The organism is Pseudomonas delhiensis, from assembly GCF_900187975.1.
In the GTDB taxonomy this organism is placed as follows: Bacteria; Pseudomonadota; Gammaproteobacteria; order Pseudomonadales; family Pseudomonadaceae; genus Pseudomonas; species Pseudomonas delhiensis.
Window position 1 is genome coordinate 359,276 of sequence record NZ_FZPC01000001.1, and the last position, 13,226, is coordinate 372,501.

Sequence of the window (13,226 nt, forward strand, 5' to 3'; positions counted from 1 at the left end):
AGGGCGTCAGAAGCTGACGCCCAGGCTGACGGCGAGGAAATCGCGGTCGGTGTTGGTGTTGTAGTCGCCGCCGAAGTAGTCGGTGTAGCTGATGCTGGCGGTGTATTTGCTCAGGTATTCGCCGTCCAGGCCGATGCTCAGGGCTTTCTCGCCCTCGCTGAAGGTCGGGCCGTAGCCCTGAACGTCGTGGGAGAACGACAGGTTGGGCTTCAGAGTGACGCCACCGATCATGTCGTTGTATTCAAGCTGGCCACGCAGACGGTAGCCCCAGGAGTTGGCGGTGTAGAAGCCATGGCTATTGCACTCGTCAGGGTTGGTGGTGTTGACCACCCCGGTGCATAGTGCGTTACCCGCCAGGCCGAGCAGCGACGAGCTGCCGGCCGCGCCCAGCTCGCCATTGCCATAGACGCTGCTGCGGCCGAAGCGCAGGGCAGTACCGTCGGTGGGGCCGAGGTTGCTGACGTGGCTGAGGCCGACCTCGCCGATCAGCGTCAGGCGGTCGGCGCGGATCAGGCTGATCTGGTCGAAGGTGTTGGTCAGGGTGACCTGCGCCTGGGTCACCGGCTTGCGCTGGTAGCCCTGGATCAGCGAACCATAGGCCGAGTCGGCCCAGCCGCTGGCGAAGATCGGCAGGCCAGCGTTGACCGCCGGGTTGGTGGACGCAGAGCCGAGGGTGGCTGCAGCGGAAATGTCGGTGCCATTGAGTCCCAGCGGCATATTCGGCCGGTAGCTTATTTCGCCGGAGAGCGCCGCGGTACCCACCGTGGTGTTGAAGCTCAGGCCGTACAGGCGGATGTCTTCGGGGTAGGTCAGGAAGTAGCGCGCAGTACTGCGCCCCCCCTGGCCGAACAGGCCGCCGACCGGGTCGGCCAGCGCGCCCTTGCCGACAACCCAGCTGCTGTAGGGTGTGCGGCTATGGTAGTTCATGGCGTAGAGGCCAAACTCGGTATCGTTCAGCGACTCCGCCATCCAGTGCAGGGCCACGCCGAACTGGCCGCCATCGCGGGCGTCCCTGTCGCCCAGGCGCGGTACGTAGCCATAGCCGCCCTTGATCCCGGTGCCGTCGATGTCGCGGTCGAAGTCGCTACCGTTGATCGCCATGCCTATGTCACAGCCCTGGGCGACGATGTCGCTGCCGAAGAAAGTGCCGCAGTTGTCCACCACGGTCTTTTCCCACTCCAACTGGTAGAAGACCTCCACCGAGAGCGAGTCGCTGATGCCCTGGTTGAAATAGAACATGTTCACCGGGATCAGCGCCTCCTTGACCTCGGAGCCAGGGCGGCGCAGGGCCGAGACGTCGACCGGGTTGATGCTATTGATGCCATTCTGGATGAAGGTGCTCTCGCCCCAACTCACCACCTGTTTGCCCAAGCGCACGGTACCTGGCAGGTCGCGCAGGTTGTAGTTGTGATAGATGAAGGCGTCGAGCAACTGCGCGCCGGAGGAGCGCGCGGCCTGGTCACGGCCGCTGTCGTCGATGTCGTAGAGGTGCTGGTGACCGTCCTTCAGCTCGAAGTCATACCAGTACTTGCCGCGTAGGAACACGCCAGTGTCCTGGTATTTCAGCTCCAGGTCGTGCACGCCCTTGAACAGCGTGGAAAAGGCCTCGCCCTTCTTGAAGTTCAGCCTGTTGTCGTCGGAGGTAGCGCTGGAGGCGCTGCCTCCATTGCGGCTGCCGATGAATTTCCTGTCCGGATTGTCCATGGCCCAACTGGCGCCGATGGACAGGCTGGAATCGAAGCGACCCTCGATCTCCCCGATGTTGAATGTTGCCGCATGGGCCGGCAACACGCCGCCCAGGGCCATGCCGATTGTCAGTGCCAGTTTCCGCGGCTGCTGGGACGCACCGTCGGTTCTTGTTCTTTTCATGCTGTTCTCCGCCAGGAACCTGCTTCAAGGGGGAAGCCCAGGGGCTTCCCGCGCACCCGGCACCGCGAAGAAGCGCGGCGAACCGAGGGGGGCGGTCGCATGGTAAGAGCCGCGTCACATTGCCGGCCTCTGAAAAAAACTCATGCCCATAGCCAAAAGCGCGAATACCCGGCAGAGACCGAGTCATCCGATAACCACTCCTAGCTCATCTCGCTTGATTCCGGCCCCCCTGGCACTGGTATGCCATTCCGATGGTGACCACCTTCAGGCCATCAGCTGTACCCGGTTGACCTCGGGCTACCTCGGTGGCTGTGCGCCTGGCTGAAGGAGAGCTCGCACAGCTCCCCACGTCCAAGATGAAAATGCTTCCGCCGTTACCGTCCAATTACCGGCTTCCACGACTCCAACTGACGCTCGGCATGTCGCACCAGGATTTCCAGCAATAGCGCCTGGGTGTGCGGTGGTGTCTCGTCGCAACGGCTGAGGGCATACAGCGTGACCTTCACCGTCGGTGACAAGGGGCGCTGTGCCGTGAGGCGGTCATCGGCCCCCTGTGCGGTGAATGGATCGACCAGGGCCAGCCCCGCGCCGGCCTCCACCAGCGTGCGTGCCAGCGCGTAGGTCTGTACTGCAATGCGTATCCTCGGGGGCGGCTCCAGCATGCCGAGGTGACCGTCCAGGCGGGCACGGAGCGGATCGGAGGCTGACAGACCGATCATCGGCTCACCTGCCAGTTCCGCAAGCGGCAGGGGTCGTCCCAGTTGCTCCTCACGCCAGTGACCGCGAGGGGCCAGCGCTATCAGTGGCCCACTGGCTATGGGCAGGGCTCGCAGGCCCGGATGCTCACTCGGCTGCAGTGTGAGGGCGAGGTCCAGTTCGCGCATCAGCAGACTCTGTACCAGCTCCCGTGAATGCAGGGTCGCCAATTCGCAGCTACTGCGTGGGTAGCGGTCGGTCCATTCGCGGATCACCGAGGGCAGCAGCGATAGCGCCATGGCCGGTGTCGCGCCTACGCGCAGGCGATGCTCGGGCAAGTTGCGCAGGCTCTGCGCCAACCGTCGCACGCCCTGCAGGCTTTCGCTGACCTTGGCGACTTCGCGTTCCAGTTCCAGGGCCTCAGGCGTGGGCTGGAGCTTGCCGCGCACGCGCAGGAACAGCGGAAAGCCCAGTTGCTGCTCGGCGTGCTGCAGCACCTTGGTAACTGCCGGCTGCGAGACATGCAGCAACTGCGCGGCGCCGCTGACCGAGCCGGTCTCGCGAATGGCCTGGAACACTTCTATGTGACGCAACCGCATAGGACTCTCCGGCGGGGGCTTCGCAGAGACATATAACCTTGATTTATAGGTTGTCCATTTTTATTGATTGTCTGTCGCCTGTCATCCGCGCTTAAGGTCGTGGCCTAGAAACCGCAGCATGGTGGGATGGAATGGCACAGAAGGTCTGCATCATCGGGGCAGGGGTGGTTGGTCTGGCGACCGCCTACGCATTGGTTCGCGAAGGGTTCGAGGTGACTGTGCTCGAGGCGCGCGACCAGGCCGGTTTGGAAACCAGCTACGCCAATGGCGGTCAATTGTCCTATCGCTATGTGGCGCCTCTAGCGGACCGAAGCGTGCCATTGCAGGCGCTGGGCTGGCTGCTGCGTGACGACGCGCCACTGCGCCTGCGCCCGCGCCTGGACCCGCAGCAGTGGCGCTGGATGTTGGCGTTCCTCGGCGCCTGCCGGCGCTCGGTGAACCAGCGCAATGCCGCCCGCCTCCTGCGCTTGGCGTTGTTCAGCCAGGCCACCCTGACGCAGTGGCGCGAGGATGGCCTGGAGGGCTTCGACTGGCGTCGCAACGGCAAGCTCGTGGCGTTCCGCGAAGCGTCTAGCTTCCAGGGTGCGCAGCGCAACCTGTCCGACCCAGCGATGCAGTTCGTGCTCGACGCGCGACAGTGCCGGGAACTCGATCCGGCGTTGGCGGAAACTCCCTTCGTCGGGGGCATCCTCACCCCGGACGAAGAAGTTGCCGACTGCCATCTGTTCTGCCTGCGCCTGGTCGAGCGCCTGCTGACTTACGGGTCTTGCCGGATCCGCTACGCAAGCCCGGTGTCGCGCCTGCTCATGCAGGGGAACGCCGTGAAGGGCGTGGAGGCGGGGGGCGAGACGATCGAGGCTGAGCACGTAGTGCTTGCCGCCGGTTACCGCAGCGCCACGCTGCTGCCCGACGGGCCACGGCTGCCGCTATACCCGCTGAAAGGATACAGCCTGACAGCACCGATTGGGCCGGAGCATCAGGCCCCCACCATCAGCCTCACCGACTACGACCGCAAGGTTGTTTTTGCCGGCATCGGCGATCGCCTGCGAGTAGCAGCCATGGTGGACATCGTTGGTTTCGACCCTAGCCTGGAACCGCGACGCCTAGCGTTGCTGCGGACACAGGCCCAGGACACCCTGCCACGAGCCGGGAATTATGCCGCCGCCAGCGAATGGGCCGGCATGCGCCCGGCCACGCCTACCGGCATGCCCTTGGTGGGACCCGGGGGGCCGCGCAACCTCTGGTTCAATCTCGGTCACGGCGCCCTGGGGTTCACTCTGGCCTGCGGCAGCGGCCGCCTGATTGCCGAGCGAATTGCCCGGCGTACCCCGAGTATCGATGACGCGGGGTAGGCCCCACGCCTGGCCGGCTGACATCCCCATGAACAGCAGGAGACGAGCATGCAATTGACGCGTATATCCACCAACGAACGTCTTTCCAGTGCAATTGCCTACGGTTCGCTGGTTTTCCTCTCCGGTCAGGTGCCCGGGGTGGCATCCGACATCCACGGACAGACCCGCGAAGTGCTGGGCAAGATAGACGCTCTGCTGGCCGAGGCAGGCACGGACAAGGCGAATCTTCTCAGCGCGACCATCTACCTGAAGGACATAGGCACCGACTTCGAAGCTATGAACGAGGTGTGGTCGGCCTGGCTGCCGGCAGGCCATGCCCCCACCCGCACCACAGTGCAAGCCGAACTGGCGCGGCCTTCGGTCCGGGTAGAGATCACGGTGATCGCCGCCCGGCCCTGAACGGAACTCCATCCAACAACCACAAGAGAGGCACGGAATCCATGAATCGACTCGCACTGGGAGTGCTTGCGGCGACCAGCCTATTTTGCTGCGTAGCGCAGGCCAACGAGGAACTGCAAGGCACGCTGAAGAAGGTGGCCGATCGCGGGGAAATAACCCTGGGTTATCGCGATGCCTCGGTTCCCTTTTCCTACTTGGGCGATAACACCACTCAACCAATGGGCTACTCGGTCGACCTCGCGAACAAGGTGGTCGAGCACTTGAAGACGAAGCTAGGGCGTCCGGAACTGAAGGTGAAGCACAACCTGGTGACCTCACAGACTCGCATCCCCCTGGTCCAGAACGGGACGGTAGATCTGGAGTGCGGTTCCACTGCAGTCACTGGCGAGCGCATGAAGCAGGTGGCATTTTCCTACGGCTTCATCTACGTGAAGGGCCAGTTGCTGACGGCCAAAAACAGCGGCATCGACGACCTCGACGATCTCAAGGGCAAGAACGTGGTGACCACCGCCGGAACTACCAATGAGCGCTTTCTCAAAGTCTACAATGCCAACCACAGCTTGGGCATGAACGTAATCAGCGCCAAGGACCACGGCGAGGCCTTCCTCATGCTGCAATCCGGTCGGGCTGTGGCGTTCTTCATGGATGACGCATTGCTCTATGGCGAGCGCGCCAAGGCGCGCGACCCGCATGCCTGGGTAGTAGTAGGCGAACCGTACTCGCGGGAGATTTACGCCTGCATGGTGCGCAGGAACGACCCGCAGTTCCTCAATCTGGTCAACCACGTACTGGCTGATCTCTATGCCTCCGGCGAGATCCGCAGCATCTATCGGCGCTGGTTCGAAGAGCCCATTCCACCAAAGGGACTGAACCTGGAATTCCCCATGTCCAATGAATTGCAGGCGATCATCGAGAAGCCGAGCAGCCAACCGGTTCAGTGAACCAGCTAGCAAGGCTACATGTTGAACTGCGGCGGGTGGAACTCGGCCGCAGTCAATAATTGGGAGCAGAAACGATTCGCCTAGGCGCCCCTTCGCCAACCAGCCCCTATCCAAGGGCTTTTAACCAGCCCGCTTGGATGACAAAAGCCATGAAAGCGACACAGAAACAGGCGAGCACGAACTTGGCCCAATAAGGATACCGACCAGGCCCAAAGCGAGTGGCAAATGGAGCAGTGCCCATGCCACCAACTGATAGGAAGAAAGCTCTAGGAAGGAATCAAACGAATATCCGGCCACAACCCAGGCAACAACCCGGACGATGGCCGCAAGCTCTAAGCACGAGAGCAAGGCCCATTCCAGCGCAGGGCTTCAATTTGAGTTTGGTGGACAGCAAAACCAACCAGGCCAGCAGCGACACCGCCAGGAACGTACGTCCCCAGGCACTCCAGAAGGCAACCACACCGGTTTCCTGTGCCCACCCGATTAAATATATCCAGAGCTTGGGGACTTGAATGATGAGGCTCCCAAACATGCCGACCAGGGCAAGACAACTGCCGGAGCTCAAAAGAGCAGACTTGGTAGCGGTATGGATAATGAGCCGAATTAGGGTTATTTGCTCCTTGTTGCAGTTACCAGCCAGGGCGGAACGAAGGCGTCCGCCCCGGCTACGGATCAGACCAGTGCCGCCTTGCGCACCGGCCCTTGCGCGTCGCCCTCGCCTTCCCCCTTCCCCGCATCCGTCAGCGTCAGGTACTTGGTCTCCGGCGCCCAGGCCATGGAGATCAGCGCGCCGAACAGGAGGATGCCGGCGAGGATGGCCATGGTCGGGTTGAGGCCGATGCCGGCCACGCTGACCGGCAGCAGGAAGGTGCTCAGCGCCGAGCCCAGGCGGCTGGCGGCGGTGGCCAGGCCGATGCCGCCGGCGCGCACTTCGGTGGGGAAGCTTTCCGCCGGGTAGACGCCGACCAGGTTGCTCACCGCCGAGAGCACCAGGGTGAACAGGCCGAAGGTCGCCACCATCAGCCAGGCCAGGCTGCCGGGCAGCAGCACCAGCAGGAAGAGCGCGGCGGAGAGGATCAGGAAGGAACCGATGAGGAAGCCGCGGCGGGTGAATTTCACCGTGCACCAGATGCCCACCAGGGCGCCCACCACCAGCAGCGCGTTGAGCAGCATCTCGGTGCCGAAGCCCTCGGCCAGGTCCATCTTCTGCAGGATCGACGGCAGGAAGGTGTAGATGGCGAAGTACGGCATGACGATGCAGATGAAGAACAGGCAGTTGAACGCGGTGCGCTTGCGGTACTGCGCGCTGAACAGTTGGCGGAAGCCGCCCTTGTGTTCCTCGGCGATCTCGTCGTCGAGCACCACGTGCGCGCCCAGGTGCTTGCGCACTATCGCCCGGGCCTCCTCGATGCGGCCCTTGTGCACCAGCCAGCGTGGCGATTCCGGGGTGCCGATGCGGGCGATCAGGATCATGGCCGCGGGGATCGCCGAGGACGCCAGCATCCAGCGCCAGGCGTCGTCGCCAAGGCCGAGCATGGCGGTGCCGACGAAGGTGGCGGCGACGTAGCCGAAGGTCCAAATCACGCTGAAGGAGCCCAGCAGCACGCCGCGGTGCTTCTTCGGCGAGAACTCCGCGAGCATGGCGTGGCCGACGCTGAAGTCGCCGCCCAGGCCGATGCCGATCAGCACCCGGCAGAGGAACAGTTGCAGCGCGGTCTCGGCGAAGAACTGCAGCAGCGAGGCCAGGGTGATCAGCACGAAGCTGATGAGGAAGATCTTCTGCCGCCCCAGGTGGTCGGAAATCCAGCCGAAGAACAGGCTGCCGAAGAACAGGCCGAGCAGCGCCGAGCTGCCGATCAGGCCCTGCCAGAAGGGGTCGAGGTTCAGCTGCGGGTTGATCAGGGTGAAGGCGATGCCGATCAGCCCGAGGATGTAGCCGTCGGTGAAGTGGGCGCCGAAGGTGAGGCCGGCGATCTTGATGTGGAACCTGCCGATGGGCAGGTCGTCGATTCTGGCTGTGTTACCCGACATGATCGTCTCCGAGTCTTTTTCTTGTTGTCTGAACGGAAGGGTGACCGCCGCACCGGTCGGGGCGGCGGCGGTTGGCGGAACTCCTTAGCGGCGTGGCCGCGGCTGCGTGCGCGGCGGCGTCAGTCGGCCAGGCCGCCGAGCAGCAGGTACTTGATCTCCAGGTAGTCGTCGAGGCCGTACTTCGAGCCCTCGCGGCCCAGGCCGGATTCCTTGATGCCGCCGAAGGGCGCCACCTCGGTGGAGATGATCCCTTCGTTGATGCCGACCATGCCGGCCTCCAGGCCCTCGGCCATGCGCCAGACGCGGCCGATGTCGCGGCTGTAGAAGTAGGCGGAAAGGCCGTAGGGCGTGTCGTTGGCCAGGCGCAGCACCTCGGCCTCATCGCGGAAGCGGAAGCAGGCGGCCACCGGGCCGAAGGTTTCCTCGCCGGCGATCAGCATGTCCGCGTTGGCCTCGGCCAGTACCGTGGGTTCGTAGAAGGTGCCGCCCAGGGCGTGGCGCTGGCCGCCGCAGAGCAGCCGGGCGCCCTTCTCCAGGGCGTCGCCGACGTGCTGCTCGACCTTGGCCAGGGCCGCCGCGTTGATCAGCGGGCCCTGCTCGGTCTCGCCCTCCAGGGCGCTGCCCACGCGCAGCGCGCGTACCGCCTCGGCCAGCTTGGCGGTGAAGGCCTCGTACACCTCGTCCTGCACGTAGAAGCGGTTGACGCATACGCAGGTCTGCCCGGTGTTGCGGAACTTCGAGGCCATGGCGCCGCGCACCGCGGCGTCCAGGTCGGCGTCGGCGAAGACGATGAAGGGCGCGTTGCCGCCCAGTTCCAGGGAGACCTTCTTCAGGGTGTCCGCGGCCTGGCGCATCAGCAGCTTGCCGGTGCGGGTGGAACCGGTGAAGGTCAGCTTGCGCACCACCGGGGATGCCTGCAGCGCGCCGCCGATGGCCACGGCATCGCCGGAGACGATATTGAACACCCCGGCAGGGATGCCCGCCCGCTCGGCCAGCACGGCCAGGGCGAAGGCCGACAGCGGCGTCTCTTCCGAGGGCTTGAGGACCAGGGTGCAGCCGGCCGCCAGCGCCGGGCCGACCTTGCGGGTGACCATCGCCAGCGGGAAGTTCCAGGGCGTGATGGCGGCCACCACGCCCACCGGCTGCTTGGTGACGACGATGCGCGCGTCGGTCTTGTGCGAGGGGATCACGTCGCCGTACACGCGCTTGGCTTCCTCGGCGAACCAGTCGAGGAAGCTGGCCGCGTAGGCCACCTCGCCCTTCGCCTCGGCCAGCGGCTTGCCCTGCTCGCGGCTGAGCAGGCGCGCCAGTTCGTCCTGGCTGGCCAGCATCAGTTCGGCCCAGCGGCGCAGGAGCGCCGCGCGTTCCTTGGCCAGCAGCCCGCGCCAGGCCGGCAGGGCACGCTCGGCGGCGGCGATGGCGGCGCTGGTTTCCTCGGCGCCGCCGCGCGGCACCTGGGCGATGACCTCGTCGTTGGCCGGGTTGCGCACCGCGTAGGTGGGGCCGCCGGCCCGCCATTGGCCGTCGATGTAGTGGCCGGCTCTCAGCAGTTCGCTCATGCCACGGCCTCCGTCAGCGAAAAGGTCTCGCGCATCGGCCGGGCCACGCGGAGGATACGCTTGCCGGCGGTGTAGTCGTTGATGACGTCGCAGGGCGTGTAGTTGCGTTCCAGCTCGTAAAGCTCCTCTTCGTCCAGGCGCGTTTCCAGGGCCGCCAGGGCGCTGTCAAACTGCGCGGTGCTGTCGGCGCCGACCAGCATGCAGTCCACGCCGGGGTGGTTGAGCACCCAGGCCTGGGCGATCTGCGCGTTGCTCAGGCCGCGGCGCCGGGCCACGCGCTGCACCGAGCGGGCGATCTCGAAGGAGGCCTCGTCGGCGTACATCTGCTGGGTGAAGAAGTCGGTCTGGTTGCGCGTCGATTGCGCATCGCCGGTCAGCAGGCCGCGGGCCAGCGGGCTGAATACCGAGACGCCGAGGCCCTGGTCGCGGCAGAAGGGGATCATCTCGCGCTCTTCCTCGCGGTAGGCGCAGTTGAGCTGCAACTGCATGTTGATCGGCTTGACCCAGCCGTTGCGCTCGCAGGCCATGAGGATTTTCGCCAGTTGCCCGGTGAGCATGGTGGACACGCCGATGTAGCGGGCCTTGCCGGCGCGGACGATGTCGTTCAGCGCGCCCATCACCTCTTCCACCGGGGTGTTCAGGTCATAGAAATGCAGCATGTAGATATCGACGTAGTCCATGCCCAGGCGGGCCAGGGAAGCGTCGATGCTGTCCATGATGTGCTTGCGCGAATGGCCGCTGGCGTTGATGCCCTGGCGGGTGCCGTAGCCGACCTTGGTGGTGACCACGATGTCCTCGCGGCGTACCAGGCGCTTGAGGATGCGCCCGACCACTTCCTCGCCGACGCCGGCGGAATAGAAGTCGGCCAGGTCGATGAAGTTCACCCCGGCGTCCAGGGCGTGCTTCACGATCGGCCCGCTCTTCTGTTCGTCGAAGATCCATGGCTTCCAGTCCGGGGTGCCCATGTTCATGGTGCCCAGGCACAGCTTGGAGACCTGCAGGCCGGAGTTGCCGAGACGGATGTACTGCATGGCGGCGACCTCAGGCTTTGGGGGTGTAGAAGGGGTTGGCGATCTGCTGCACCACGTCGGCCAGCTGCGCGCGCTCGGGCTTGCAGGCCAGCGCCGCGCGGATGGCGGTGCGGCAGGCGTTGTAGTTGTTCAGGTAGACGGCATCCAGGTCGTCGCAGGCCGGATTGACCCAGTTGGCGGTGACGATGGCCCACTCGTCCTCGGCCTCGGCCGGCAGGGTGCCGTCCAGCAGCGCCTCGGTGACGGCCTTGGCGATGCCGGCCTGGGACGCGCCCCAGGTGGCGTTGGCGTGCAGGTCGCCGCCGATCGGGGCCTTGTTCACGTAGAGGGTCATCGGCTTGACCGGGATGTTCGGCTGGGCGATCACCATGAACGGACAATGGCCCTGGCTGGGCGAGGCCAGGCTGCCGGCGAAGGCCTGGCCGGCCGGGCCGTTGCGCGGGCCGAGCAGGATGTTGATGTGCGCGGCGTTGACGCCGGGGCCTTCGAAGCCTTCACCTATGTAGAGAGCGAGCTGTTTCATGGGTACCTCGTGGGATAGTCGGGGCGAGCGGAGGCGCGGGCCGCGAAGGTCCGTGCGCAGGGCTGCGGGGCAGCCGGGTTCAGTGATCGGTTCGCGACGGGGCTGGGAAGCGGGGGAGCAGAGGGAAGAAAGGCATGGCGCAATCGCTCGTTGTTGTTGTCGGGAGCCGTTGCGCAATTTTTTAGCACCGGCCCGTTGCGGGCCGGTAAGCATAAAAACTCAAGGAGCTATGAGTTCAACTCATAACCGGGGCGATCAGATGCCGACCTTGTCCAGGGCCTTGCCCACGCCCTGCCAGAAGCGTTGCTGGCGGCGCACCTCGTAGCCGCTGGCGGCGATCTGCGCCGGTTCCTGGACCAGCCGGGTGCGGGCGATCTCCGGCTCGGCCAGGCGCGCCTCGATCAGCTGCAGCGGGCCGTCGCCCTCGCTGTGGCTGCGCTTGGCGGGCACGCGGTCCTCGTCGTAGCGCAGGTAGTAGACGCCGCCGGCCCTGGCTTCGAGCATGAAGCTGGCGATGCGGGTGAAGTCCAGCGGGCCGTCGGCGAAGAAGGTCCAGAAGCTGCCGAACAGCGGCCGGCGCATTTCCAGCTTGAAGCTGCCCGGCTCGAACTCCAGGGCCAGGTAGCCGTTGCTCGGCAGGCTGCCGATCAGCTCGTTGTTGAGGAACAGCCCGGGCGCTTCCAGCTCCTCGTCGGCCCACTGGTTCTGCGGGCGGTAGAGGTAGACCAGGGCGTGGCGCGCATCGCTGGGCTGCAGCGGCGCGAAGGCCTGGCCGTCGGTGGCGCCGAAGAAGGCGCCGGGGGAACTGCAGCCGGCCAGCAGCAGGAGAACCAGGCCCAGCAGCGATCGCAACATGCGTCAGTCCCTTCTTGTGGTCATGCTGCGAGCATAACCAGCGCTGGCCGCCGAGCCACCCGCCGAAAGTCCGGGTGGCGGCGCCTCAGGGCAGGGTCGCCGGGCGCCGCTGCGCCGCCTGCGGTAACAGGTGGCGCACCAGCCACTTGCGCGTGGGTACCACCAAGCGCTCCTGGAACAGCACGCAGCTGACCACCATGAACAGCAGGAACAGCGGGTACAGCCACAGCGACAGCTGCTGCTCGGTGGCCGCGGTGATGCAGTAGGCCCAGTCGGCCAGGCAGTCGCCCGGCGCGCGGATCAGCTTCTCGGTGCGCGAGAACAGGGTGAACAGCGGCACGTGCAGGGCGAACAGCGACAGCGAGGCCGCCCCCAGGCGCGGCGACCAGTGGCGGATCGCCGGGCTGTGCGGGTCGCGCGGCAAGGCGCTGATGTACACCAGCACCAGTTGCGCCGGCAGCAGCAGGCCGTTGTGCAGCAGGAAGTACCAGTGCCGCGCGCCCTGGGTGTAGAGGTAGTCGGCGGCGAGGAAGTTGGCCACCACGAAGCCGCCCAGCGCCAGCACCGCGCCGGTGCCGGGCAGGCGGCCGCCGTCCTTGTGCTCGCGGAACAGGCCGTAGGCGAGGATGCCGCCGAGGAACTCCGGCAGGCGCAGGATGGGGTTGCGGTGCAGCAGGCCGGTCCAGGGCATGCCGTACTGCTGGTGCAGCGCCAGCAGCAGCGGCGGCACCAGGTACAGCAGCCAGAGCGCCAGCAGCGCCCGCCGCTTGTTGCCGATGCGCATCAGCCGCGGCGCCAGCGCCGGGAAGCAGAGGTAGAAGAAGAACAGCGTCGACAGCGACCAGAGCGGCGCGTTGAAGGTCAGGTACAGCGGGTTCCAGGCCTGCAGCATGGTCAGCTGGAGGATGCTGTTGAACAGCAGCTCGCGGTCGCTCATCCAGTGGCGGAACAGTTCCGGGTGGGTCTGGCCGAGGTGGTCATGGGTGTCGTAGACGACGAAGCGCGGGGTGGCCTGGTCCAGGTCCGGGCCGATGCCCAGCTGGCTGATCAGCAGCAGCACGCCGATGGTCAGCAGGATCGAGAAGATGTGGATCGGGTAGAGGTTGGAGAAGCGCTTGGTGAGGAAGCTGCGCGGGCTCTCGCGCAGCTGGCCGTCGGTGACGTAGACGTGGGCCAGGAGGAAGCCGGAGAGCACGAAGAAGGTGCTGGTGGCGAAGAAGCCCAGGCTGGTCAGCTCGTCCAGCCCGCGGAACTTCTGCTCCGCCGGGTAGACGTGCAGGGTGTGGTAGACCACCACGTACATCCCGAGCAGGAAGCGCAACCATTCCAGCCCGATGAACCTTTCCTTGCGGATCTTGTTCACGACCTTCT

11 protein-coding genes are annotated in these 13,226 nt (G+C 65.4%); 3 read left to right on the forward strand and 8 right to left on the reverse strand.

The annotated features are described in order from the left end of the window. Nucleotides 1-6: 6 nt before the first annotated feature. Both CHC02_RS01645 and CHC02_RS01650 read right to left on the reverse strand, forming a co-directional pair. Nucleotides 7-1,869 carry a DUF1302 domain-containing protein gene (locus CHC02_RS01645; protein ID WP_089389769.1) on the reverse strand — a complete coding sequence of 621 codons (1,863 nt, stop codon included), beginning with the start codon at nucleotides 1,867-1,869 and terminating at the stop codon, nucleotides 7-9. Between the two features lie 374 nt (nucleotides 1,870-2,243). Beyond that, nucleotides 2,244-3,164 (reverse strand): LysR family transcriptional regulator, encoded by a 921-nt coding sequence (locus CHC02_RS01650; protein ID WP_089389770.1) that lies wholly within the window; start codon nucleotides 3,162-3,164, stop codon nucleotides 2,244-2,246. Nucleotides 3,165-3,295: 131 nt separating this feature from the next. Between CHC02_RS01650 and CHC02_RS01655 the strand changes: the two genes are divergently transcribed. The 3 genes from CHC02_RS01655 to CHC02_RS01665 are packed head-to-tail and all read left to right on the forward strand — an operon-like array spanning nucleotide 3,296 to nucleotide 5,856. Next, on the forward strand, nucleotides 3,296-4,516 hold the full coding sequence (locus tag CHC02_RS01655) for a D-amino acid dehydrogenase (RefSeq protein WP_089389771.1): 1,221 nt from the start codon (nucleotides 3,296-3,298) through the stop codon (nucleotides 4,514-4,516). A gap of 48 nt (nucleotides 4,517-4,564) precedes the next feature. Continuing rightward, a complete protein-coding gene (locus CHC02_RS01660) occupies nucleotides 4,565-4,915 on the forward strand; it encodes a RidA family protein (RefSeq protein ID WP_089389772.1) in 351 nt (116 codons plus the stop codon). A gap of 41 nt (nucleotides 4,916-4,956) precedes the next feature. Beyond that, nucleotides 4,957-5,856: a transporter substrate-binding domain-containing protein gene (locus CHC02_RS01665; protein WP_089389773.1), complete on the forward strand. Its 900-nt coding sequence runs from the start codon at nucleotides 4,957-4,959 to the stop codon at nucleotides 5,854-5,856. Nucleotides 5,857-6,528: 672 nt separating this feature from the next. Here CHC02_RS01665 and CHC02_RS01670 read toward each other — a convergent pair. From CHC02_RS01670 to CHC02_RS01695, 6 genes are all read right to left on the reverse strand, one after another. Further along, nucleotides 6,529-7,887 (reverse strand): MFS transporter, encoded by a 1,359-nt coding sequence (locus CHC02_RS01670; RefSeq protein ID WP_089389774.1) that lies wholly within the window; start codon nucleotides 7,885-7,887, stop codon nucleotides 6,529-6,531. 119 nt (nucleotides 7,888-8,006) lie between these two features. Then, a complete protein-coding gene (locus CHC02_RS01675) occupies nucleotides 8,007-9,446 on the reverse strand; it encodes an NAD-dependent succinate-semialdehyde dehydrogenase (RefSeq protein ID WP_089389775.1) in 1,440 nt (479 codons plus the stop codon). Then, a complete protein-coding gene (locus CHC02_RS01680) occupies nucleotides 9,443-10,477 on the reverse strand; it encodes an aldo/keto reductase (protein ID WP_089389776.1) in 1,035 nt (344 codons plus the stop codon). The genes CHC02_RS01675 and CHC02_RS01680 overlap by 4 nt, the downstream gene beginning before the upstream one ends. 10 nt (nucleotides 10,478-10,487) lie before the next feature. Next, nucleotides 10,488-11,000: a formaldehyde-activating enzyme gene (fae, locus tag CHC02_RS01685; RefSeq protein ID WP_089389777.1), complete on the reverse strand. Its 513-nt coding sequence runs from the start codon at nucleotides 10,998-11,000 to the stop codon at nucleotides 10,488-10,490. Between the two features lie 255 nt (nucleotides 11,001-11,255). Beyond that, nucleotides 11,256-11,855, reverse strand: coding sequence for a DUF2846 domain-containing protein (locus CHC02_RS01690; RefSeq protein WP_089389778.1), 600 nt, complete (start codon nucleotides 11,853-11,855; stop codon nucleotides 11,256-11,258). 85 nt (nucleotides 11,856-11,940) lie between these two features. Next, a complete protein-coding gene (locus CHC02_RS01695) occupies nucleotides 11,941-13,218 on the reverse strand; it encodes an acyltransferase family protein (protein ID WP_089389779.1) in 1,278 nt (425 codons plus the stop codon). Nucleotides 13,219-13,226: the final 8 nt, after the last annotated feature.